The organism is Herbaspirillum sp. LeCh32-8 (assembly GCF_017814915.1).
Taxonomy (GTDB): domain Bacteria; phylum Pseudomonadota; class Gammaproteobacteria; order Burkholderiales; family Burkholderiaceae_D; genus Herbaspirillum.
Window position 1 is genome coordinate 1 of record NZ_JAGIPZ010000001.1, and the last position, 21,926, is coordinate 21,926.

21 protein-coding genes are annotated in these 21,926 nt (G+C 64.8%); 9 read left to right on the forward strand and 12 right to left on the reverse strand.

The genetic code is table 11. From position 1 onward, the window contains the following. Positions 1-102: 102 nt before the first annotated feature. The 6 genes from J8I26_RS00005 to puuE all read right to left on the reverse strand — a co-directional run bounded on the left by J8I26_RS00005 (position 103) and on the right by puuE (position 6,963). The gene (locus J8I26_RS00005; protein ID WP_209602890.1) at positions 103-783 is read right to left on the reverse strand and encodes a Fe2+-dependent dioxygenase; all 681 of its coding nucleotides are present in this window, start codon (positions 781-783) and stop codon (positions 103-105) included. A 154-nt stretch (positions 784-937) separates the two neighbouring features. Beyond that, entirely contained in the window at positions 938-3,256 is a 2,319-nt protein-coding gene (locus J8I26_RS00010; RefSeq protein ID WP_209602892.1) for a catecholate siderophore receptor Fiu, read from the reverse strand. A gap of 566 nt (positions 3,257-3,822) precedes the next feature. Further along, a complete protein-coding gene (locus J8I26_RS00015) occupies positions 3,823-4,005 on the reverse strand; it encodes a 4-oxalocrotonate tautomerase (protein ID WP_209602895.1) in 183 nt (60 codons plus the stop codon). A gap of 36 nt (positions 4,006-4,041) precedes the next feature. Further along, positions 4,042-4,806, reverse strand: coding sequence for a class II aldolase/adducin family protein (locus tag J8I26_RS00020; RefSeq protein WP_209602897.1), 765 nt, complete (start codon positions 4,804-4,806; stop codon positions 4,042-4,044). A gap of 109 nt (positions 4,807-4,915) precedes the next feature. Continuing rightward, a complete protein-coding gene (locus J8I26_RS00025) occupies positions 4,916-5,734 on the reverse strand; it encodes an outer envelope protein (RefSeq protein ID WP_209602899.1) in 819 nt (272 codons plus the stop codon). Positions 5,735-5,997: 263 nt separating this feature from the next. Next, positions 5,998-6,963, reverse strand: a complete 966-nt coding sequence (gene puuE, locus J8I26_RS00030; protein ID WP_209602902.1) for an allantoinase PuuE — start codon at positions 6,961-6,963, stop codon at positions 5,998-6,000. A 232-nt stretch (positions 6,964-7,195) separates the two neighbouring features. Between puuE and uraH (J8I26_RS00035) the strand changes: the two genes are divergently transcribed. After that, positions 7,196-7,549, forward strand: coding sequence for a hydroxyisourate hydrolase (uraH, locus tag J8I26_RS00035; RefSeq protein ID WP_209602904.1), 354 nt, complete (start codon positions 7,196-7,198; stop codon positions 7,547-7,549). A gap of 242 nt (positions 7,550-7,791) precedes the next feature. After that, entirely contained in the window at positions 7,792-8,190 is a 399-nt protein-coding gene (gene uraH / locus J8I26_RS00040; protein WP_209604676.1) for a hydroxyisourate hydrolase, read from the forward strand. Positions 8,191-8,318: 128 nt separating this feature from the next. On the opposite strand, the gene J8I26_RS00045 is transcribed toward uraH (J8I26_RS00040), so the two are convergent. Further along, a complete protein-coding gene (locus J8I26_RS00045; protein WP_209602906.1) occupies positions 8,319-8,879 on the reverse strand; it encodes a carbonate dehydratase in 561 nt (186 codons plus the stop codon). 554 nt (positions 8,880-9,433) lie between these two features. Here J8I26_RS00045 and J8I26_RS00050 point away from each other — a divergent pair. From J8I26_RS00050 to J8I26_RS00065, 4 genes are read left to right on the forward strand one after another with little or no spacing between them, the layout of a single operon-like run. Beyond that, positions 9,434-10,156 (forward strand): cobalt ABC transporter substrate-binding protein, encoded by a 723-nt coding sequence (locus J8I26_RS00050; protein ID WP_209602909.1) that lies wholly within the window; start codon positions 9,434-9,436, stop codon positions 10,154-10,156. A gap of 23 nt (positions 10,157-10,179) precedes the next feature. Then, a complete protein-coding gene (locus J8I26_RS00055) occupies positions 10,180-10,482 on the forward strand; it encodes a DUF3649 domain-containing protein (RefSeq protein ID WP_209602910.1) in 303 nt (100 codons plus the stop codon). Continuing rightward, positions 10,479-12,116, forward strand: coding sequence for a PepSY-associated TM helix domain-containing protein (locus J8I26_RS00060; protein ID WP_209602911.1), 1,638 nt, complete (start codon positions 10,479-10,481; stop codon positions 12,114-12,116). The genes J8I26_RS00055 and J8I26_RS00060 overlap by 4 nt, the downstream gene beginning before the upstream one ends. Further along, complete coding sequence (locus tag J8I26_RS00065) at positions 12,116-12,478, forward strand: DUF3325 domain-containing protein (RefSeq protein WP_209604680.1); 363 nt, start codon at positions 12,116-12,118, stop codon at positions 12,476-12,478. Before J8I26_RS00060 ends, J8I26_RS00065 begins: the two co-directional genes overlap by 1 nt. Positions 12,479-12,629: 151 nt before the next feature. Here the strand turns inward: J8I26_RS00065 and J8I26_RS00070 are convergent, their stop codons facing one another. After that, positions 12,630-14,003 carry an SAF domain-containing protein gene (locus J8I26_RS00070; RefSeq protein WP_209604683.1) on the reverse strand — a complete coding sequence of 458 codons (1,374 nt, stop codon included), beginning with the start codon at positions 14,001-14,003 and terminating at the stop codon, positions 12,630-12,632. A 167-nt stretch (positions 14,004-14,170) separates the two neighbouring features. Between J8I26_RS00070 and J8I26_RS00075 the strand changes: the two genes are divergently transcribed. Continuing rightward, a complete protein-coding gene (locus tag J8I26_RS00075) occupies positions 14,171-15,091 on the forward strand; it encodes a LysR family transcriptional regulator (protein ID WP_209602912.1) in 921 nt (306 codons plus the stop codon). A gap of 113 nt (positions 15,092-15,204) precedes the next feature. Here J8I26_RS00075 and J8I26_RS00080 read toward each other — a convergent pair whose 3' ends face one another. The 4 genes from J8I26_RS00080 to J8I26_RS00095 form a co-directional block, all read right to left on the reverse strand. Beyond that, positions 15,205-15,390 carry a hypothetical protein gene (locus J8I26_RS00080; RefSeq protein ID WP_209602913.1) on the reverse strand — a complete coding sequence of 62 codons (186 nt, stop codon included), beginning with the start codon at positions 15,388-15,390 and terminating at the stop codon, positions 15,205-15,207. A gap of 277 nt (positions 15,391-15,667) precedes the next feature. Then, positions 15,668-16,318 carry a DUF1120 domain-containing protein gene (locus J8I26_RS00085; RefSeq protein WP_209602915.1) on the reverse strand — a complete coding sequence of 217 codons (651 nt, stop codon included), beginning with the start codon at positions 16,316-16,318 and terminating at the stop codon, positions 15,668-15,670. Between the two features lie 199 nt (positions 16,319-16,517). Further along, positions 16,518-18,308, reverse strand: coding sequence for a methyl-accepting chemotaxis protein (locus J8I26_RS00090; protein WP_209602916.1), 1,791 nt, complete (start codon positions 18,306-18,308; stop codon positions 16,518-16,520). A 206-nt stretch (positions 18,309-18,514) separates the two neighbouring features. After that, complete coding sequence (locus tag J8I26_RS00095; protein ID WP_209602917.1) at positions 18,515-19,306, reverse strand: YdcF family protein; 792 nt, start codon at positions 19,304-19,306, stop codon at positions 18,515-18,517. Between the two features lie 157 nt (positions 19,307-19,463). Here J8I26_RS00095 and J8I26_RS00100 point away from each other — a divergent pair, with 157 nt between their 5' ends. Both J8I26_RS00100 and J8I26_RS00105 read left to right on the forward strand, forming a co-directional pair. Further along, positions 19,464-20,945, forward strand: coding sequence for a DUF308 domain-containing protein (locus J8I26_RS00100; protein ID WP_209602918.1), 1,482 nt, complete (start codon positions 19,464-19,466; stop codon positions 20,943-20,945). 73 nt (positions 20,946-21,018) lie between these two features. Beyond that, positions 21,019-21,894 carry an alpha/beta hydrolase gene (locus J8I26_RS00105; protein ID WP_209602919.1) on the forward strand — a complete coding sequence of 292 codons (876 nt, stop codon included), beginning with the start codon at positions 21,019-21,021 and terminating at the stop codon, positions 21,892-21,894. Positions 21,895-21,926: the final 32 nt, after the last annotated feature.

Consider the following 21,926-nt stretch of genomic DNA (forward strand, 5'->3'; position numbering starts at 1 on the left):
CCTGCGCAAGCAGGGGCCCAGCGTCTTTCGTCATGCATCGATGCACGTAAAAAAGCCCGGCATATGCCGGGCTTTTTCATTGCCGCTTGCGCAGGCTGGCGCTCAGACCTCAGCCCACTGCCGCAACAGGTTGTGATAATGCCCGGTCAGCCCAAGCACCTCTTCGGTGTCGCCGATCTTGGCGCGCAGGCCGGAAATGTTCTGGTCCAGCTCGAACAGCATGCTGCGCTTCCAGTCGTCGCGGATCATGCTTTGGCTCCAGAAGAAGGAGCACACGCGCGCGCCGCGCGTGACCGGCTCGACGCGGTGCAGGCTGGTGGAGGGATAGAGGATCAGGTCGCCGGCCGGCAGCTTGACCTCGTGCGTGCCGTAGGTGTCGACCACCACCAGCTCGCCGCCCTCGTATTCCTCCGGGTCGGACAGGAACAGGGTGGTCGAGACGTCGGTGCGGATGCTGCCCGCCGCATTGGGCAGGTTACGCACCGAGCCGTCCACGTGCAGGCCGTAATGCTCGCCGCCCTCATAGCTGTTGAACAGCGGCGGCATAGTTTTCTTGGGCAGGGCGGCGGCGAAGAACAGCGGATTCTTCTTCAGCGCATCGAGGATGATCTCGCCCAACTGCAGGCCCAGCGGCGAATGCTCGGGCAACTGCCGGTTGCGCTTGACGCGGGCGCCCTGATCGCCCACGGTGGCGCGGCCGTCGACCCAGTCGGCGCGATCGAGTTCGGTGCGGATGTGGCGCACCTGCTCGGCGCTGAGGACTTCGGGGATGTGCAGCATCATGATGGAGTTCTCCACTTTCCAATGAAAATGCCCCTCCACGCGGGAGGGGCCATCGGGCCGGTATCTGAACCGGACGCCCTCTGCTACGAGACCGACGCGCCCACTTTATGCAAAGCCGGCGGCATGCGGTCTGAGGCAGATCAAACCGCGCGCATCAGAACTTGATGTTGGCGGTCAGCGTCACAGTGCGCGGCGTGCCTGGAGTATAGCGATAGCCGCTCTTGTTGATGGCTGCCACGTAATCCTTGTTGAAAATATTGTACAGATTCAACTGCAGATCCAGGTTCTTGTTGACTACGTAGCCGGCCATGCCGTCGAACACCCAGTAAGAGTCGGCGTATTGCGGTGTGCCGCTGAGCACGTCGTCACTGCCGCGCAGCAGCGAGCTGACATAGCGCCCGCCGCCGCCGATGGTGAAGCCCTTGGGCAGCTTGTAGGTCGCCCACGAGGTGAATGATTGCTTGGGCGTATAGGCCAAGTTGTTTTCACCGTTGGCGGTGACCACCTTGCCGCTGTCGACCTTAGTCTTCATGTAGGAATAGCCGGCGGTCAACGAGAGGTTGGCGCTCACTTCACCGGTGACACCCAGCTCGATGCCCTGAACCGACTTCTTGCCGGTCTGGAAGTACAGGCCTGAAGTCGCATCCTGTTCCACCTCGTTGAACACTTCGGTGCGGTACACCGCAGCGGTGACGGCCAGCTTCTTATTGAGCAGGTCCCACTTGGTGCCGATCTCGGCGGTCTTGGTCTTTTGCGGCGCGAAGTTCGCATTGTCGCCGCTGCTGGCGGTGGCGTTGAGCGAGAAGCTGTTGCCGCCCGGCGGCTGCTGCGAAGTCGCGTACAAGGCATAAACGCTGCTGTAGTCGGTCGGCTTGTAGATGCCGGCCAGCTTCCAGTTGAACAGGTTGCCGCTGGTGCTGAAGCTCTGGCGGAACAGGGTGCCGGTGGCAATGCCGGTCGGGCAGACTGTGCCGCGGCCGCCTGGAGCGACGCATCGGTAGCCGTTGGCCACGTCGGTATCGTAATGGTCGACGCGCACGCCGCCGTTGACCGACCAGCGTTCATTGAACTTGAGCGTGTCGAACAAATAGGCAGACGCAGTCTTGGTTTCGCCGGAGGTGTTCAGGCCCGGGCTGGGCGTCATCGTCCAGCTGCCGCGACCGGCATTGGGATTCGGGTTATACAGATTGGCGGCCGGCAGTGTGCCCGCAGTGTCGTAGCCGTTGGTGTCCTGCTTCTCCTGCGTGAATTCCACGCCTCCCATCAGGGTGTGTTTCAGGCCGCCGGTATCGAGGTTGGCCGTGATGTAGGTCTGGTTGGTCAGGATGGTGTTGGTCTGGTCCTTGATCGTCGGGTTGGAGCGGGCGAGGGTCCAGGTCGACAGGTCGGTGGGGGACGGCGTCACCAAGTTGGCGGCGCTGCCCATGAAGGAGGTCAGCAGGTAGTTCTGGTGCGTCTTGCCGTAGCGGGTGGTGTTCTGGATCTTCAGGTCAGGCGAGATGTCGTGCTCGACGCGCAGGGTGATGCGGTCGGTGTTGACGTCATTGTAGTCGCTGGCCAGACCGTAGAAATTCGACGAACTTACGCGCGGAGCGCTGGTGACGTAGGCGCGCGGCAGGATGGTTGCCGTTTGCGGGCTCTTGTAGCCGGGCAGTCCGATGGTCGGCACGCCGCCGTCGGGCACGTCGTTCTGCTCCATGTGCAGGTAGTCGAGGAAGAAGCGGGTGCGGGTGCCCAGGCCAGTGGCCAATGCAGCGGCGACGCCGCTGTGGTCGTTGTTGACCTCGTGGCGGCCAGGCACGCCGCTGTCCTGCTTCATCAGGTTCAAGCGCAGTGCGGTGCCGCTGTCGGCGTTGATTACCTTGTTCCAATCGGCGGTGGCGCGCTTCTGGCCCCAGCCGCCGTACATGGCGCTGGCGTTGAAGGCGTCGGTGAGTTCGGCCTGCTTGGTCACCAGGTTGATGGAGCCGGTGGGCGAACCGCGGCCGTTGTCGGTACCGGCCGGGCCCTTGAGCACTTCGACCTGCTGGATGTTGAACATGTCGCGTGTGACCGAGCCGAGGTCGCGCACGCTGTCCACGAAGATGGCGCCGGAGGCGTCGAAGCCGCGCATGTAGATCGCGTCGCCGGTGTTGGTCGAACCGTTCTCACCGAGATAGAAGGTGCCCACGCCGGGGCTGTTGCGCAGCGCCTCGGTCAGGGTGGTGGCGCCTTGCTGGTCGATCAGTTGCTTCCTGATCACCTGCAGCGTCTGCGGGGTGTCGACCAGCGGCTGGGTGTATTTGGCGGAAGAAGCCTTGTCGGCCTTGTACGGCGACTCCTGGGTGGCGGTGACTTCCACGCCCGGCAACTGGCTTTGCGCCTGCTGGGCATGCGCGCCGATGGCCGGCAGCAGCAGGGCGCCGGCGACGGCGGCGGACAACTTCGAGGGCACGCGCGGCTGCGCGTGCTTGCGACTTTTGATATAGGACATAGCTAGCCTGACAGAACGGTTTGGGGGAAGGCTGGCTATGGACAGGCGACAGAACGCATCAGTGAGACTGATGTGGAACCGGATGCTGAAATGGCTGGCGTTTTATGTTTGTTCTTGATCTAGGACGCTCGTGTGATCCGAGCTTGTCAAAGGATCTTTACAATTATAAGGATGAGTTAATGAAAGTGATTCCTATTACTAATAAATAATTTCGCCCTGTCATGGCCGTGTCTCTCCCGATGCAGCGCAATCCCTTGCCAGTAAAGGACTCAGTCCGTAATACAGCCCGCCATTGCGTGTAATGGAAATGTTGCGGAAATGTTGCAATTTGTATCGGATGCCGCGATTTGCCGATGTGGCACGCCGCTGGCGCACCCAAAAAACAGGTCGCATTGAGGGCGGGGCGCCGGGCAATACGGTCAGCTGGAGAGGCTGGCGTTTGCGGTAGCGGGATGCTTCCCGTACCGCAAACCGATGACGCATAAAGAAAAATGCCGTTCAGCGCCTTACTGAACGGCAACACCGGGCCGATGCACTGCTTTCAGTGCCGGTTCATGTGAGGTGCTTCAGTCCGACCAGAGCTTCCCCCCAGTCGCCCAATTTTCCTTCTTCACCTCCTGGATCACGATATCCACCGACTCCGGCGCACACGCCAGGGTCTTGCAGGTGACTTCGGTGATGGCTTTCACCAGCTCGCGCTTTTGTTCCAGGCTGCGGCCTTCGAAGAGTTGGATGTTGAATGTGGGCATGGGCTTCTCCATGTGAGGTGGGTGAGTGTCGGTGGGTCAGTCCCGGTAGCCGGCGCCGTGCAGGCGCTCCAGCCGGCGCAGCAGGGCCGGCCATTCGAGCGCGCCTTCGGGGCTGCCGTCGCCGAGCAGCTGGTCGCGCGTCTTGCGGCACACCGGAGCCGGCGGCTGATGCGGGTAGGGCGTGCCGGCCAGAGCCTTGAGCTGGATGGCGCAGGCCTTGTCCAGTGTGTCGAGCAGCACATAGGCCTCAGCCACGGTGCGTGCGCAGACCAGGCTGCCGTGATTGCGCAGCAGCAGCGCGGGAAAGTCGCCCAGTGCGCGCACCAGGCGGGTCTGCTCGGCCGGCGTCAGCGCCAGGCCTTCGTAGTCGTGATAGCCGATCAGCTCGAAAAAGCGCAGCGCGTGCTGCGACAGCGGCAACAGCCCTTGCGGCTGGATACCGACCGCGATGGCGTTCTCGTTATGCAGGTGCAGCACGCAATGCGCGTCGGGCCGCGCCGCGTGCACCGCGGCGTGGATGGCGAAGCCGCCGGCGTTGACGCGGCGGTCGCTGCCGTCGACTACCTCGCCGTCCAGCGAAATCTTCACCAGGCTGGAGGCGGTGATCTCGTCGAAGGCGAGGCCGAATTCGTTGATCAGGAACTGCCCGGGCGCGCCGGGTACGGTCGCCGAGATGTGGGTGTAGACCAGGTCGTCCCAGCCTTGCATGGCGCACAGGCGGTAGCAGGCGGCGAGGTCGCGGCGGACCTGCCATTCGTCCGGGCTGATGTCGGGGCTGGCTTGGATAGGCTGGCGGCTCATGGAAAGTCGTTTGCAGAAGAAAAAAGACGGCGGACACCGCAGCTTACGCGATAGTCCGCCGGCTTGTCCCGGCCCACGCCATTGCAGGCCGGCCCGAGACTCATGCCGCTCAGAAGTGATATTCCAGGCGCACCATCGGCGTCTTGGCCAGCGAGCCCGGCACGTTGCTGGGGTTGCCGAACTTGTTGCGCCAGTATTGGTACTCCAGGCCCAGGCGCAGCGTGTTCTTGCCCATGCCCATGGTGTTGCCGATGTCGTACATGACCTGGCCGTCGAAGTTCAGCTCGGGGCCGGTGGCGCCGCCGAACTCGTTCTTGCCCTTGGCGGCGATGTAGTTCAGGTAGCCCTCGAAGGCAAAGCCGGAGCTGCCGATGGGAATGCCCCAGGCCAGGTTCAGCATCGGGTGGGTGTCGTAGCTGTAGCGGCTGGTCACGCCCTTGGGCTGGTTGCTTTCGAACAGCGCCAACAGGCTGATGTTGAGGAAGCCCGGCACATCCATCATCAGGGTCGGGCCGACCACCCACATGCGCTTCTTGGAGGCGTAGCTGTTGTCGTTCTTGGTGTTCCAGTCGAAGCCCAGCGTGAAGCCGACGCCGCGCGCGGGGCCGAAGGAGAGATCCTTGCCTGCGATCTTGCCGATGTCCAGCGTGTGGCGGTAAGTGATGTAGGCCTCTTGCGCGTTGTCGTCCTTGCTGTCGGACATCAGCAGGTCGACGTTGAGGAAGTTGGTGCCGTACTTGTAGCCGCTGCTGTGGGTGAAGTTGATGATGTTCTTGCTGATGTCCTGCGTGTTGTAGGGTTCGGCGAAGCGGGTGCCGTAGCGGTAGCCGATGGAATTGTCGGCCCAGTCGGCGGCGGCCGCGGCGCCGGAGGCGGCCAGCAGGCTGGCGGCGATGGCGCCCTGGATGCGCAGGGATGGATGTTGCATGGTGTCTCCTCCATAGTTGGGATGATCGCGCTTGATTTTTTGTATGCGCGGTTCCGTGGTGCCGCCACGGCGGTATTGCGAAAATTGGGGCGCAGCTTGTCCACACCGTCGCGCGGGTTAACGCGGCGGGGGGGCGTGATGCTGAATTTCGGGCGTACGCATCCCCACCGGCCGTGTCATTCGTTCAACGAGAAGTGGCCGGCGGACGTACGGGATGCGTTGAAAAACCGGCGGGAGGTGGGGCCGGCGTTACTGCATTGCCGTCAGCTTCGGTTGGAGGCTGACGATGTGGACGGCGTGTACGGATGAAGCTTGCGCCAGTGTTCGGCGATGTCGATGCGGCGCGTGACCCAGACCTTGTCGTGGCCGGCCACGTAATCAAGGAAGCGCGCCAGCGCGGCGGCGCGCGCCGGGCGGCCGACCAGCCGGCAGTGCAGGCCGACCGAGAGCATCTTGGGGCGGTCCAGGCCGTTGGGGTCGCCTTCGGCGTAGAGCATGTCGAAGGCGTCCTTCAGGTAGTCGAAGAACTGGGTGCCTGAGTTGAAGCCCTGCGGCGCGGCGAAGCGCATGTCGTTGGTGTCCAGCGTGTAGGGCACGATCAGCTGCGGCGTGATGGCGCCGTCGCCCAGCCTGACCTCTTCCCAGTAGGGCAGGTCGTCGGCGTAGCTGTCGGCGTCGTAGGTGAAGCCGCCATGCTCGGCCACCAGCCGGCGCGTATTGGGCGAGTCGCGGCCGGTGTACCAGCCGCGCGGCGGCGCGCCGGTCAGCTCGCGGAAGATCTGCACCGCCTCGGCCAGGTGGCGGCGCTCGGTGGCTTCGTCGGTGTTCTGGTAGCTGATCCAGCGCAGGCCGTGGCAGGCGATCTCGTGGCCCAGCTCGATAAAGGCGGAGGTGGCTTCGCGGTTGCGCTGCAGGGCGCGCGCCACGCCGAAGACGGTCAGCGGCAGGCGGCGCTCCTCGAACAGGCGCAGCAGGCGCCACAGGCCGGCGCGCGAGCCGTATTCGTAGATCGATTCCATGCTCATGTGGCGCGCGGCGAAGCTTTGCGCGCCGATGATTTCGGAGAGGAAGGTCTCGGAGCCGGCGTCGCCGTCCAGCACGCAATTCTCCGCGCCTTCTTCATAGTTCAGCACGAACTGCACGGCGATGCGTGCGTTGCCGGGCCAGCGCGCATGCGGCGCGTGGCGGCCGTAACCGAGCAGGTCGCGGGGATAGTGGGGGTCTTTCATGTCTCCAGCCTCGTCTTCGTCTTGGTGTTGTGCTTGCATCCGGCTGCACCGGTTCGGCGCAGGACGCGGTAAGGCATTATGTCCGTGGAATGGATGGCTGGTATAAGGTGGCTCGTATATGGACTTGGAGGCTGCGGTATATCATCTGGCGTCGGCATTGGAGCACGCCAACCACCTCGCACACCGAACCAGCAAGCGCCGCCCGGCGAACGAACAAGGGAAAGGAATCACCATGGGCAAATTGAGCACCCACGTACTGGACATCACCAAAGGCAAGCCCGGCGTCGGCGTCAGCCTGGCGCTGTACGCCGTTGAGAACGGCCAGAAGAAGTTGCTGAAGAACGCCGTCACCAACAGCGATGGTCGCTGCGACGAACCGCTGCTGGCCGGCGACGAGGTGCGCGCCGGCAAGTACGAGCTGGTGTTCGGCGCCGGCGATTATTTCGCCGCGCAGGGTGTGGCGCTGCCCGAGCCGCGTTTCGTCGATGAGGTGGTGATCGCCTTCGGCATCGCCGACCCGACGCAGAATTACCACGTGCCGCTGGTGGTGTCGCCCTGGGCTTACTCGACCTATCGCGGCAGCTGAGCACACCAGGGCTTGGTTGAGTCACGGCCGCAGGGGATAGCCAAGCGGCCGTGTTCCATTTGGGAGGCAGATCATCATGGACTTTAAGAGTCTGCTGCCGTTTCGATGAGATACGATTCTTGGCGAGGGAAAAGAAAGGTATTGTCTGGCCACGCAAGGCCCGACTTGCGCACCGTTTCCATTTTCGTTGACAGGAAAGCCGCATGAGATCTTTTGCAATATTCTTGGCGTTTGTTTTCACTATGGCGTTGGCCGGGCTGACACAATCAGCCGTTGCACAGACAGGCGCAGGCGGGCTGACCACACATGTATTGGATTTGACCAAGGGCAAGCCGGGGGGCGGCGTGAAGGTGGCACTCTATGTCATCGAAGGCGGTCAAAAGCGCCTGCTCAAGACCGCGGTCACCAACCGTGACGGCCGTACCGACGGACCGATGTTGGCCGGGCAAGCGTTCCATGCCGGCAGATATGAACTGGTCTTTTCGGTCGGCGACTATTTCAGGAGCCAGGGTATGGAGACATCCGATCCCGGTTTCCTTGACGAGGTACCGATCGCCTTCGGCATCTCCGATCCATCGCAGCACTACCATGTGCCGCTGGTAGTGTCTCCCTGGGCTTATTCGACGTATCGCGGTAGTTGATTCCCTCCATGACATGATGCATGAAGAGGACTTGAGTCATACCTGATAGTGTTTCAGCCGTAGATGAAAACGGCCGCTTCCGATACCGGGAGCGGCCGTTTTGCTTTTTGCCATCGGTGTTGGGCGGATCAGAACTCGTTTTGCAACTTCTTGTAGCCCAGCACCAGCTCGTTGTTGGTGCGCGCCACGTCTTCCGAGAATTCCGACGCCGCCACCGAGACGCGGGCAATGGTGGAGAGGTCGGTCTTGGGGCCGATGCGTTCGGTGGAGGGCACGTAGAAACCGGGCGGCAGGTCGCAGCCGTCGACTACGGCGTTGTGGCGCACCACGCAGCCGGCGCCGATGCTGCAGTTGAACAGCACGCTGTTGAAGCCGATGAAGGCGCCGTCGCCGACGGTGCAGGGGCCGTGCACGATGGCGCGGTGGGCGATCGAGGTGCGTTCGCCGATGGTGACGGCGGCGCCGGACTTGGAGTGGATCACCACGCCGTCCTGGATGTTGGAATGGGCGCCGATGACGATGGGCTCCATCTCGCCGTGCTCGTCGACTTCGTCGGCGCGGATGACGGCATAGGGGCCGATGAAGACGTTCTCATGGACGATGACCTTGCCGCACAGGATGGCGGTGTGGTCGACGTAGGCGGATTCGTGGACTTGCGGCCGGTGGCCGGATGGGTTGCGGCGAAGCATGGGGACTCTCCAGATCAGGGATGGGGCGGCAGCCGGTTCCACTGCGACGCGTACTCGTGTTCGGCGCAGTGGGGGCAAGCGGCTAAAGATCATACCGGCACTGTCAAGTCCCCCCGTGCCGCAACGGCAGGGTTCGCGCTCCGGGAACGGACGGCGGCGTCCCGGCTTGTCCGAAATGTGCGCAGGCAATATAATTGATAATCATTCTCAAGATAGAGAACAAAGCAGAGCATCCCGCCGGCGTCACGGCGGCAGGGATGCCGGCCATAGGGAATCCGCCAGCAATATGAACAAGCGCAGTGCGGTCAGGCGAGGGCGATGCGGCAGCGTGCACCAGTGCAGCCGCGATGCGGGGCGGCGCATGCCGCCAACGGCCTGCCATTCGTCGCGCAGCGCAGCACCTTCCAGGCAGCTTCCACGTATTTGCCAGCGATTCCCCGGCAACCCGTTCGCGCCAAACGAAACGGCATGCGCAGTCTATGCAGCGTGCCGTTTGTCCAGCTCAATGTCATCCAGAGTGTCATCAGAAAACAAACATCGAAAGGAATAAGTTCATGAAGCGTTTGGCGATCGTATCGGGTCTGCTCACCTCCCTCGTGCTGGCTGCGCCGGCTTCGGCCCACCAGATCTGGCTGCAGCAGGACGCCAAGGGCGCCCAGCTGTACTTCGGCGAATTCGGCGACAACCTGCGTGAAGCCTCCCCCGGCCTGCTGGACAAGTTTGTCTCGCCCAGCGCCGTGCTGATCAGCCCCAATGGCGACCGCACCCTGGACCTGTCCAAGAAGTCCAACGCCTTCAACCTGTCGGCCAAGGCCGGCAAGGGTGAGTCCATCGTGGCCGAGGAAGCGCATTACCCGGTGTTCGAAAACAAGCACGGCGGCGGCACTCCGACCAAAACCGCCTGGACCCCGGCCGCGCGCCTGGTGACCTCGGACGCCGCGCAAGAGCCGCGCCTGACGCTGGACCTGCTGCCCACCGGCAAGCCGGGCGAGTTCAAGGTGACCTACAAGAACCAGCCGCTGGCCAAGGCCAAGGTTGGCCTGGTGGTGCAATCGGGCTGGGTCAAGGAAGCCTATTCCGACGAGCAGGGCCTGGTGCATTTCTCGATGCCGTGGCAAGGCACCTATGTGGCTGAGGTCCACCACACCGACAAGACCGCCGGCGAGCGCGACGGCAAGCCCTTCGACACCGCCAGCTTCGTGACCACGCTGTCGCTGGTGCAGGCCAAGGGCATCAAGGCGGTGCCTGCCGGTCCGGCCGCCAAGCCCAACAAGTAATTGAGCAAGGCAGCACCCTGACCATGAAATCGACGACGCAATCCGGCCCGACGGCAATGTATCGCCTGGCCGTGCTCTCACGGACCGTGGCCGCCATCGCCGGCGGCTACGCGCTGGCGGCGCTGTGCACCGCGCTGCTGGCGAAATGGCTGCCCATGGGGCGGGCCGACGCGGTGATGACGGCCACCATGCTGTCCTTCGCCATCTACACCTGCGCGGTGATCTGGGTGTTCGCCGCGCGCAACGCCTGGCGCGCCTGGATCGGCCTGGGCGCGCCCACGCTGCTGCTGGCGCTGGTGGTCTGGTTCGGCAGGAGCGCGGCATGAGGGAAGGTTTTCGCCAGTCGATGGCGTGGTTGCACACCTGGAGCGGCCTCCTGGTGTGCTGGGTGCTGCTGCTGGTGTTCTCGGCCGGCACCGCAAGCTATTTCAAGGAAGAGATCACCTTCTGGATGTCGCCCGAGCTGCATGCCACGGCGCGCGCCGAGGTGGCGCCGGCCGTTGCCATTGCGCGCGCGGTGACGCATCTGGAAAAGCAGGCGCCGCAAGCGGAGCGCTGGTTCATCAGCATGCCCGGCGAGCGCGGCAGCGCCATGCGCGTGGGCTGGGTGAGCCCGCCGCCCAAGGATGGTCCCGTGGGCAATGCGCGCGGACGCTTCAAGAGCGAATCCATCGATCCCGCCACCGGCGAGAAGATGGCGGCCGTGCGCGAGACCCGCGGCGGCGAGTTCCTCTACCGCCTGCACTTCGACCTGCATTACATCCCGGTGCTCTGGGCGCGCTGGATCGTCAGCATCTGCGCCATGTTCATGCTGGTGGCCATCGTCAGCGGCGTGATTACGCACAAGCGCATCTTCAAGGACTTCTTCACCTTCCGCCCCGGCAAGGGCCAGCGTTCGTGGCTGGACGCGCACAATGCCGCCGCCGTGCTGGCCTTGCCCTACCATCTGATGATCACCTACACCGGTCTGATCACGCTGATGTTCATGATCATGCCGTGGGGCGTGCAGACCGCTTACCAGGAGAAGGGCGGCGAGAGCGCCTTCTTCGAAGAGGTGTTCCCGGTCGGCGCGGGACGCGTCAAGCCGGCCGGCGTGGCCGCGCCGCTGACGCCGCTCGGCCCCATCGTCGAACAGGCGCAGCAGCACTGGAACGGCGCCGGGCTGGCCACCATCGTGGTCAACAATCCGGGCGACGCCAACGCCACCGTGGTGGTGACGCGCCAGCGCACCCGCACGCTGTCCTACCTGCAGCCGGGCATGATGTTCAATGGCGTCACCGGCCAGCAGAGCTCGGCCGTGGGCGACGACCCCAGCGGCGCGGCGGTCACGCGCGGCGCGCTGTACGGCCTGCACATGGGCCACTTCGCCGATCCGTGGCTGCGCGCGCTGTTCTTCCTGTGCGGTTTGTCGGGCTGCATCATGGTCGCCAGCGGCGCCTTGCTGTGGGCCGTCAAGACGCGCCAGAAGCAGGCCAAGGCATTGGCCGCCGGCGCGCGTCGCAGCTTCGGCCTGCGGCTGGTGGACGCCTTGAACATCGGCGCCATCGCCGGCCTGCCGATCGCTTTCGCCGCCTACTTCTGGGCCAATCGCCTGTTGCCGGTCGGCCTGCCGCAGCGTCCGCAGATGGAGATCAACTGCTTCTTCGCTGCCTGGGCGGTCGCCGCCGTGCTGGCGCAGATTCGCCCGAGCATGGGCATGTGGCGCTTCCAGCTGTCGGTGGGCGCGGCCATGTTCATCGGCATCCCCATCCTCAATGTCTTCACCACCCATTCGCACCTGGGCGTGACGCTGTTCATGGCGCACGGCCCGTGGTCGGTCGCCGGCTTCGATATCACCGTGCTGCTGCTGGGCGTGGCGCTGGCGCTGGTGGTGCGCGTGCTCAACAAGCGTGAGAAAAAGCTCGCCAACGCCGTCCCGGCGGTCAAGCGCGAGACCGGCAAGCTCAAGGAGGCTGCTTGATGAATCCCTTCGGTTTCGCGTTGGCCATGGTGCTGGCCTATTGCGCATGGAGCGCGCTGGCCCTCGGCATGGATCGCCACTACGCCGATATCCACGGTCGCGGCGCTGAGCCGCCCGAGGCGCTGCGTCGTCGCATGCGCCGGCTGGGCACGCTGGGCATCGTGCTGACCTTTGCGGTGGCGGTAAAGATGCAGGGTTGGACCATCGGCCCGGTCGGTTGCCTGGGTTTTCTCACCATGGCGGGCGTGCTGCAGGTGCTGTCGCTGACTTATGTGCCGGCGCGCGTGCCGGTATGGTCGCGCTGGATGATGTATGCGGCGCCGGTGCTGGCCTTGCTGTGGATTGCCGACATGCTGGCCTGATGCATCTGCCTTGCGCCGGATCAAAGGCGCGGCCGCTGATTTGGTTTTAAATCTTCTCTCCTCTCTGTTGTATTTGTTAAAGGGCTGCGATGCATATCGCAGCCCTTTTTTTATTGGCGAGATGAGGGAAAGGCCGGGGATCGCCTGCGCCTCAGGCGGCGATGTCGCGGCGCGGTGCTGCCAGGCCCATTTCCGCGCGGAACAGCGCTTCCATCTCGCGTCGCACGCGGATCGCTTCGCGCGAGGCGTCGACGGCGACGTCGGCCCAGCTCACCGTCTGCCCCGCCGCCACCGGCCGCTGCAGCACGATGCCATGTGCCAGTCCGATCGGCAGCGCCTCGTGATCAAGCGAGGCGGCGGCCGGCATCAGCTTCCCGTAGACCATGTAGCCGCCTTCGCCATCCAGTTTTTCTCCCGGCTTCAGATCGCGCTTGGCCACTGCCACGGTGTCTCCGGCAAAGCCCAGCGTGTTGCCGGTCGGCTGGCAGCGCACGGCAATGTTGGCCACTGAGTAGCCCAGCTCCAGGCCGATTAGGTGATAGGGTTTGTACATCGATGCATAGCGGCCGCTGGCGTCGGTCTTCAGGCCGTACTGGGCGAAGCAGTCGCGCACGTAATCGGTGGGCGCCTCGAAGGTGACGTAGACGCCCCAGCGCAGATCGCGAAATACCGGGCGGCCGTCGCGCTCCAGCGAGGACACCACCTCCACCGTGCCGGCATGCGGCAGGATGCCGCCGGCTGATTGCGGACGCAGGATGGTGGGCAGGTCATCCACGCCGCAGGGCGGGAAGGCCAGTCCGGTTTCGGCCGGGCGCAGGCCGCAGGCGTTGGCGACGGCGGCCATCTCCAGCGCCGACTTGGTGCCGTCGAGGAAGGAGTTGAACATCTGCGGGTTGAAGTCGCCGCCGGCCACCTGTTCTTCGGAGAAGCCGTAATGGCCCCAGACCGTGTCCGGCGTGGACTGGTGGTAGACGGGGAGGTACTTGGTGCCCTTGCCAGCGCACACCACTTCGAAGCCGGAGGTGCGGGCCCAGTCCACCATCTCGGCGATCAGCGCCGGCTGGTCGCCGTAGGCCATCGAGTAAATGATGCCGGCCTCGGCGGCGCGACGCGCCAGCAGCGGCCCGGCCAGGGCGTCGGCCTCGACGTTGACCATGATGATGTGCTTCTTGTGTTCGCAGCACAGCAGCGTGTGGCGGATGCCGGCGGCGGGACTGCCGGTGGCGTCGATGATGATGTCCAACTGCGGCTGCGAGATCAGGGCCTCGGCGTCGTCCTGCACATAGGTGCTGCCATGGCGCAGCGCCTCGGCCCACGAGGTCGCGCCGTATTGCTCGGGCTTCCAGCCCACCCGCGCCAGCGACTGTTGCGCCCGCTGCGGCGACAGGTCGGCGATGCCCAGCAGGTGTACGCCGGGCGTGCGCGGCACCTGCGACAGGAACATCGAGCCGAACTTGCCGGCCCCGATCAGGCCCACCCGCACCGGTTTGCCTTGCTCGGCCAGCGCCCTCAGTTGGTTGAACATCGTTGCCATGTCGTCTCCTTTTGTTTGAACCGCAGATCGTTCAGGCCTGCCTGCCGGGGCAGGAAGCCTGTGTGCAAAAAAAGAGTAGCATTGGGATTTTTCCGCGTAAATGTCGAAATTTGCACATGATCCGTGTGAAAAATCGCATATCACACCAGGACACGACGATGAGGAAATTCGACTGGGACGACCTGCAAGCTTTCCTGGCAGTGGTGCGCGCCGGCCGCCTGACGGTGGGGGCACGCAAGCTGGGGGTGGATCACTCGACGCTGAGCCGGCGCATCGCCGGGCTGGAGCAGGCGATCGGCGCCACGCTGTTTGATCGCCGCTCGGCGGGTTACGTGCTGACCGCCGAGGGCGAGCGACTGGTACCGGACGCCGAGGCCATGGAAAACCTCGCCATCCGCATCCGCTCGCGCCAAGATGACGCCGCGCAAGGCTTGGCCGGATCGGTGCGCATCGGCACGCCGGAGGCCTGGGGTACCTACTTCCTCGCGCGCGAACTCAAGGCGCTCTCGCGCCTGCATCCGGAGCTGGAGGTGGAACTGGTGGCCAATCCGCGCATGTTCAGCTTGTCCAAGCGGGAGGCCGACCTGGCCGTCAGCATGACGCGTCCCGAGCAGGGGCGGCTGGTCGCGCGTCGCCTCAACGACTATGAACTGGGCGTCTATGCCGCGCCGTCCTATCTTGAGGAGCATCGTGCACTGGGCGCCATCGCCGGCCGCCGCGATCTGGAGCGGCATCGCTGGGTCGGTTATATCGAGGATCTGATGTGGTCCTCCGAGCTGGATTATCTGGCGGAGATTTCACCGGCGCTGCGTCCGCATATCCGCATCTCCAACGTGATCAGCCAGGTGCAAGCGGTGGCCGCCGGAGTCGGCCTGGGCGTGCTGCCCTGTTTTCTTGCGCGGCGCGAACCGGGGCTGGTGCGGCTCCTGCCGCTCGAGATCCGGCTGACGCGTTCCTACTGGCTGCTCACGCATGCCGATGCGCGCGACTTGGTGCGGGTGCAGGTGGTGGCGGAATTCATCACGCGCCGGCTGGCGGCGCTGGGGGCGGATTTCTGGATGGATGCGAAGGGTAGCTGACGGGACTATATAACCGGGATGACAGGGATAAACGGAGGGAGCGGATGAGAGGAGGCGGTGCGGGTAACGCCGCAGCCGGGAAGGCGGGCCGGACGACCGGCCTCGGTTCGGCTTCAGTTGCTGCGGGCCTTCTCGATGGTCTCGCGCGCGGCTTCCAGCATGGCGCTCGGTTCGGGTGCGTCGGAATCGAGATAATGGTTTTCCAGCGTGACGGAAAGATTGCTCATCTTCTCAGACAGCTCCGCCAGCGCTACGCTGAGTTCGCACATCAGGGCCGATATGTTTTTGGGCTGCGCCATGTCCGCTTCCTTTCAGAGTTCGTTGCACCAGCCTGCCGCGGCTTGGTTCACCATCGATTCAGTCTGGAACGTACAAACCGATTACGTCGCACATTTCCTGACTATTCTATGCCGAATATCCCTGTGACTGCCGGGTGTATCGAAAGTGCGCGAAAAAAATGTAAGAAGAATGCAGATGCATTGACGTTGTTGCAACGATGAGCGGCGTTTGATTGCCCTGCGGGAATCAGGCGCGGCGCGGGAGATGCGCAGGCCAGGAGGGAGAGCGCGTGAAGGATTACAAGTATTTCACTTCGATGGTGGCCGAGCCGTCCAGGGCCACGTCCTGGGTCAGCGGCAGTTCCTCGGCCTTGTTCAGCACCGGTTGCACCTTGATCTGGGCCGACAGCACCTTTTGCACCGAGGGCTGCGTGCCGTTGTCGCTGAAGGTGTAGTAGTTGCCTTCATGCTGAATGAAGCTGTTGCCGCCGTTCCAGCTATTGCCCAGATCGCTGGAGACCAGGCCGGACACACCGCGGCCGTCGGCGGTGGCGCCGCTTTCGAAGGACAGCACGTAGCCGCCCACCTTCTTGCCGGCCACCATGCCCAGGCCGAAGTTGTAGTCGGCGCCGGCCTTGATGCCGTCGGTGATGCCGGCCAGGCGCGTGCTGGAGCGATTGTCCACCACCGCCAGCGCAATCTTGGCGGCGGCATTGCAGCTCACTGTCAGCACCACCTGGCGAGCCGGCAGGGCGGTAGTCTGGCCCTGGCGCAGCGTGGCGGACGAGATGTTGCCGTAATCGACCACGCCGTCGCCGGCCAGCGTCGGGGTGCAGGCGGCCGGGCGGATCACGCCGGTTACCTTCAGCTCCACCGACGGCGCCGCATGCGATGCGGCTGCGGCGCTTGCAGCGGCAACCAGGATCAGCATGTGCAGGAGGCGTTTCATTTTCGGCTCGCTTGTCGTGGGGCGCAATGTGATGCGCGATGTAGTTATTCTCCCGATCGGAGCCTCGTATTTATATGGGAATAGTCTCAAAAATAATTCCAAAGCCCTTTCCTGAACGCCCATAAAAAAGCCCGCGCGAGGCGGGCTGGTGAGGATTGGCGGGGTAATCAAGAGATTCTCCGCTCCAATGAACCGGCGCTCAGAAGGTTTCCCAGTCGTCGGCATTGTCCCCGGCCGGCAGGCGCGAGGGCGCCTTGCTCGCCGCTTTGGGCTCGGCCGCCGTCGTCGCTGCTGCGGCCTTGGGTGCTGCCGGTTTGGCGGCCGCCGCTGACTGACGCGTCGCGCTCACGGCCGGTTTCTTTGCGGCCGATGCTGCAGGCGCGCGCGGAACTGCAGCCGCCGCCGGGGCCGGTTGCGTCCTCACCGGCGCCTGCGCCTGGCTGGCATCGACCTGGAAGCGGCTGACCAGACCGGCCAGCGTGGCCGCCTGGTCCTGCAGCGACTGCGCTGCCGCGGCGGCCTGTTCCACCAGCGCCGCGTTCTGCTGGGTGCCTTCGTCCATCTGCGTGATGGCGCGGCCCACTTCGGCGATGCCGGAACTCTGCTCCTGGCTGGCCGAGCTGATCTCGCCGACGATGTCGGTCACGCGCTTGACGCTGGCTACCACCTCTGTCATGGTCGCGCCGGCCTGTTCCACCAGCTTGCTGCCGGTGTCGACCTTGGCCACCGAGTCGTCGATCAGGGTCTTGATCTCCTTGGCGGCGGACGCCGAGCGTTGCGCCAGCGAGCGCACTTCCGAGGCCACGACCGCAAAGCCGCGGCCTTGCTCGCCGGCGCGCGCGGCTTCCACCGCGGCGTTCAGCGCCAGGATGTTGGTCTGGAAGGCGATGCCGTCGATCACGCCGATGATGTCGGCGATCTTGCGTGAGCTGTCGGTAATGCCTTGCATGGTTTCCACCACCTGGCCCACCACGCTGCCGCCCTGGATCGCCACTTCCGAAGCCGATTCGGCCAGCTGGTTGGCCTGGCGCGCGTTGTCGGCGTTCTGCTTGACGGTGGAGGTGAGCTCTTCCATGGCCGAGGCGGTTTCTTCCAGCGAGCCGGCCTGCTGTTCGGTGCGGCCCGAGAGGTCGAGGTTGCCGCTGGCGATTTCGCTGGAGGCGGTGGCGATGGTGTCGGCCGAGAGCTTGATGTTGGAGATGGTCGACAGCAGTGAATCGCGCATGCTGCGCACGGCGAACAGCAGGCTGCTGGTGTCGCCGGGACGGGTTTCGATCTGCGGCGTCAGGTCGCCCTGGGCGATGCGGTTGGCGACCTCGGCCGCGCGCGCGGGATCGCCACCGATGGTGCGCAGGATGCCGCGGTTGATGGTGATCACCAGCGCCACCAGCGCCGCCGACACCACCGCGAACAGGATCACCATCTGCCACAGGGTGCGCATGAAGGCGGCGTTGATGTCGTCCATGTAGGCGCCGGTGGTGAGGTTCCAGTCCCAGGGCTTGTAGTTGATCACGAAGGAAGTCTTGGGCACCGGATCGGCGGCGCCGACCTTGGGCCACAGGTAGTTCACGAAGCCGCCCTCGGGTTTGGCGCCGGCCTTGGAGATTTCCACAAACAGCTGGTTGCCGGCCGGGTCTTTGAGGTTGGTCAGGTCCTTGCCGTCCAGCTCGGGCTTGATCGGGTGCATCACGATGATCTGCTGCGAGGTGGAAATCGAGAAGTAGCCGTCAGTGCCGTAGCGCAGGCTCTTGATGGCGCCGAAGGCGCGTTTTTGCGCGTCTTCCTTCGACAGTGCGCCGCTGTCGGCCAGCGCGCCATAGCTCTTGACCAGCGACAGGGCGGTCTGGCCGATGTTGGTCAGGTCGGCCTTGCGCTCCTCCAGCCGGATATTGCGGACCATGACGGCGCTGAAGATCGAGATCGCCAGCAGCGCGATGAGGCTTAAGACGAGTGGCAGCCAAAGTTTCTTGCTGAATGACAGCTGGCCCATTGTGGAGTCTCCCTAGAATTGAATGAAGCTGTCTGGGTGTCTTTGCACCCTGGAAATTCCGGATATGGACTATCCCTCTTTACTTGTTCGAGCAGCGTTGTAGCGGTATGCCGCAGCACCATTAACGGCGTGCTGCTGCCTCCACTTTACTGGCGGGCGCAAGCGGCAAACGAGGGAAACAGCGGGGTAAAGACAGGGCTCTTCGTTCAATCCATACGCGAGCCGGCGCCGTGGTAGCGCAACCGGTACCACAGCTGGCCTATCCATTCGTGCATGGCATAGCTGGCCAGCTGGAGATTGGCTGCCCGGGGGAAATAATTTCCGGCGACGGTGCGCTCGGCGCCGGTGAACACCGTGGGTGCGGCAATCGGCTGCAGGCCGGCGGCGGAAAAGGCCTGCATCGCGCGCGGCATGTGGATGGCGTCGGTGACCAGCAGCACGCGCTCGATACCGGCGGGCTTGAGTATGGCGGCGCTCAGCGTGGCATTTTCCCGGGTATTGTCGGACTGGCCTTCCAGCCAGCGCGCCCGCACCTCGAAATGCTGCTGCAGCGCGCGCGCCATCAGTGCGGCTTCGCTTTCCGGCGAGCCGTCGGGGGCGCCGCCGGTCACCAGGATGGGAAGGCCGGTGCGCTTGTGCAGCCAGGCGCCGTAGGCCAGCCGTTTCAGGCCCAGCGGGCGGGGGCTGTCGGCATGGTCGTATTCCGGGGCATTGGGCAGCCGGCCTTCGCCCAGGATGACGATGGCCTGGGCCTGCGGCTGCATCCGGCCGACATCGGCCAGCGCCGGGTACTGGTCCTGCAGCGGGCGCACCAGCAGCAGCGCCCCGGCGCGGGTGCTCAACACCAGCAGCAAGCCCGCGCCGAGGACGATCAGCAGATTGCCGGCCCGGCGCCAGCGCCGACGCAGCAGGCAGCCGGCGGCGCACAGCAACATAGCGTTAAGCGGCGGCAACAAGACGGCGCCGGCGACGGCTGACAGCAGGACGGAAGCATTCATCGTTGAACGGTGGCGGGCGGGCAAAGCCGCATTGTCCGCGATTGCCGCGCTTTGGGCCACCGTTGGCTCCGCCGCGCACAAGCATTTGCCTGTCCGCAAGGAAACCCGGAAAATCACGACATCGAAAAAGGGAAGGGCCGCAGGCCCGGGGAACATCGTGATACGTCTTGTCTTGTTGCTCTTGGGGGCTGATTTCATCCGTCGCAATTGGCATGTGCTGGCCGTGGCCGGCTTGCTGTGGGGAACCATCGGCGTGTCGCTGATGATTGACGCGCTGGACGGCGTGCTCAATTTCCCCCTGACCCTGTTCGGTTACCTGTTGCTGCTTGAAAGCCTGGTCACCCTGTGGGTGGCCAACAGCGGCATCGGCGCGCAGAAGACGCTGCGTTACGTCAAGGGCGCGCTGTTCCTGCTGATCGCCATTCTCGTCATCACCCAGCACCAGGCCAGCAACATGGCGCTGGCCATGCTGTTCGGCGTCGCCTTCGCCATCGGCGGCGCGGTGCAGATCACCTCGGCGCTGGTGGTGCGCTTTCCGCGCTGGAAGATGGCGGTGGCCGGCGGCGGCGTGCAGATCCTGCTGGCGATCGTCTTCTTCCAGCCCTATCCCACCCACTACAAGGGCACGGTGCCGTTCTGCCTGGCGCTGGGCCTGATCTTCGGCGGCTGGAACATCATCTGGCTGGCGCTGCGCACGCGCATGCTGCCGCAGCAGGTCTCGGTGGACATGCTGGCGCGCCGCAACGCCGGTGACGATCGTCCCTTCGATGCCGGGCTGTACCGCGGCGACGAGGCCATGAAGCCGCTGCTGGCGGCCGGTGGAGGCCTGCCGGGCAAAGGCTGGAAATCACCCGCCGCCGCGCCGGCCGAGGCGGTGCGCGAGCCGCAGCAGCCGAGCGATGCGGCGCAATCCACCGGGAACAACGACGGCGCGCCGGTGCTGACCGTGCACGTCTGGACGCCGACCGGCAGCGCCAAGGGGCCGGCGCGACGCCAGCCGGTGATCGACCGCTACATTGCCGCAGTCGACACCAACGGCGTCATTTCCACCGGCCACGCCGCGCTGGAGGTGTTGCCCGAGCTCTACATCAGCCTCTATCCGGCCGAGGAGATCGATCGCTCGCCCGACCAGTTCGCGCGGCTGCTGCGCGCCACTGCCGACAACAACGTCAGGGGCCGCTATCTGCCCGACTACCCGAGCGAGGCGGCCTCCTGGTGCGAATCGACCGAGAAGATCGTGTTTCGTGACTACAGCCGCGCGCGGCTCGACCGTTTCTGGGGCGACTACCGCCGGACCGAGATCTACAACCTGACCTACCGCAACTGCTCCAGCACCGTCGCCCACGCGCTGGAGGCGGCGCTGGAAGGCGTGATCGGGGTGCGCGACCGCCACTGGTCCAACGCCGTGCGCATGATGTTCACGCCCGAGATCTGGGTCGCCAGCCAGATCCGCAAGCGCGCGCTGACCATGGCCTGGACGCCGGGCATGGTGCTGGACTACTCGCGCGCGCTGCGCGCGGTGGTGCATCCGCGTCCCTTGTCCTGGGCCGCGTCGCTGCAGCTGGCGCTGCGTCAGAGCCGGCGGCTGAGGCAGGTCTGGCGAGCGCGCCGGCGCTACGCCGAGCATCACGAACCCTGAATTCCTTTATTCCCCAATCGCAGGCAATCAGGCAGGCAAACAGGCAGGCAAGCCTGCCGGAAACGGAGACGGCATGAGCAATTCCCAGGTCACGCAAGAGGCGCCGGTGATGCAGGAACATTGGTTCGACGCCGCCGACGGTACTCGCCTGTTTTGTCGCGACTGGTTGCTGCCGGGCGCCACGGCCGCGGTGCAGATGGTGCACGGGTTGGGCGAGCATGGCGGGCGTTACGTCGCGCTGGCGCAGCTATTCAATCAGGCCGGCTTGTCGGTGCGCATCTGCGACCATCGCGGGCATGGCAACTCCGGCGGGCGGCAGGGCAGCCTGGTGCAGCCGGATGATTTGCTGCTGGACCTGAAGCAGACCTTCGACGACTTCACCCGCCGCACCCAATGCACGCCCATCCTGTTCGGTCACAGCATGGGCGGCTTGGTGGCGGCGCGCTTCGCCACCGGCGCCTACAGCCCGGTGCGCGCGCTGGCGCTGTCGTCACCCGCGCTGGCGCTGGATCTGGCGGCGTGGCAACGGCTGCTGCTGGCGGTGTCCAGCGCGATCGCACCGGGCCTGGCGCTGCCCACTGCCTTGCCGGCCAGCCGCATCTCGCATGATGCGCAGCAGGTGCAGGCCTATCGGCGCGATCCGCTCAACCACGGCAAGATCGCCCCGCGCATGCTCAATTTCATGCTCGATGCCATGCACCAGGCCGCGCGTGACGCCGGCCAGTTCACCAGGCCGGTGCTGCTGCAGGTGGCCGGCGACGATGCCTTTGTCGCCCCGCGCGGCAGCCGGGCTTTCTTCGATGCGCTGCCGGCCGGGCGCAAGACCTTGCATTGGTACGACTCGGCCTATCACGAGATCTTCAACGAGGAGCCGGTCCTGCGGGCGCAGGCGATGGAAGACCTGCGCCAATGGCTGGCCCAATTGCCGGCTGACGGCGTGGAAGGGTAAGGGAGGAAGCGGCGACGCGGCCGCAATGGCGG

Bases quoted from the DNA above. Each gene is read 5' to 3' on its own strand.
- J8I26_RS00005 (WP_209602890.1), bottom strand. From the start codon at position 783: ATGATGCTGCACATCCCCGAAGTCCTCAGCGCCGAGCAGGTGCGCCAC.
- J8I26_RS00010 (WP_209602892.1), bottom strand. From the start codon at position 3,256: ATGTCCTATATCAAAAGTCGCAAGCACGCGCAGCCGCGCGTGCCCTCG.
- J8I26_RS00015 (WP_209602895.1), bottom strand. From the start codon at position 4,005: ATGCCCACATTCAACATCCAACTCTTCGAAGGCCGCAGCCTGGAACAA.
- J8I26_RS00020 (WP_209602897.1), bottom strand. From the start codon at position 4,806: ATGAGCCGCCAGCCTATCCAAGCCAGCCCCGACATCAGCCCGGACGAA.
- J8I26_RS00025 (WP_209602899.1), bottom strand. From the start codon at position 5,734: ATGCAACATCCATCCCTGCGCATCCAGGGCGCCATCGCCGCCAGCCTG.
- puuE (WP_209602902.1), bottom strand. From the start codon at position 6,963: ATGAAAGACCCCCACTATCCCCGCGACCTGCTCGGTTACGGCCGCCAC.
- uraH (WP_209602904.1), top strand. From the start codon at position 7,196: ATGGGCAAATTGAGCACCCACGTACTGGACATCACCAAAGGCAAGCCC.
- uraH (WP_209604676.1), top strand. From the start codon at position 7,792: ATGGCGTTGGCCGGGCTGACACAATCAGCCGTTGCACAGACAGGCGCA.
- J8I26_RS00045 (WP_209602906.1), bottom strand. From the start codon at position 8,879: ATGCTTCGCCGCAACCCATCCGGCCACCGGCCGCAAGTCCACGAATCC.
- J8I26_RS00050 (WP_209602909.1), top strand. From the start codon at position 9,434: ATGAAGCGTTTGGCGATCGTATCGGGTCTGCTCACCTCCCTCGTGCTG.
- J8I26_RS00055 (WP_209602910.1), top strand. From the start codon at position 10,180: ATGAAATCGACGACGCAATCCGGCCCGACGGCAATGTATCGCCTGGCC.
- J8I26_RS00060 (WP_209602911.1), top strand. From the start codon at position 10,479: ATGAGGGAAGGTTTTCGCCAGTCGATGGCGTGGTTGCACACCTGGAGC.
- J8I26_RS00065 (WP_209604680.1), top strand. From the start codon at position 12,116: ATGAATCCCTTCGGTTTCGCGTTGGCCATGGTGCTGGCCTATTGCGCA.
- J8I26_RS00070 (WP_209604683.1), bottom strand. From the start codon at position 14,003: ATGTTCAACCAACTGAGGGCGCTGGCCGAGCAAGGCAAACCGGTGCGG.
- J8I26_RS00075 (WP_209602912.1), top strand. From the start codon at position 14,171: ATGAGGAAATTCGACTGGGACGACCTGCAAGCTTTCCTGGCAGTGGTG.
- J8I26_RS00080 (WP_209602913.1), bottom strand. From the start codon at position 15,390: ATGGCGCAGCCCAAAAACATATCGGCCCTGATGTGCGAACTCAGCGTA.
- J8I26_RS00085 (WP_209602915.1), bottom strand. From the start codon at position 16,318: ATGAAACGCCTCCTGCACATGCTGATCCTGGTTGCCGCTGCAAGCGCC.
- J8I26_RS00090 (WP_209602916.1), bottom strand. From the start codon at position 18,308: ATGGGCCAGCTGTCATTCAGCAAGAAACTTTGGCTGCCACTCGTCTTA.
- J8I26_RS00095 (WP_209602917.1), bottom strand. From the start codon at position 19,306: ATGAATGCTTCCGTCCTGCTGTCAGCCGTCGCCGGCGCCGTCTTGTTG.
- J8I26_RS00105 (WP_209602919.1), top strand. From the start codon at position 21,019: ATGAGCAATTCCCAGGTCACGCAAGAGGCGCCGGTGATGCAGGAACAT.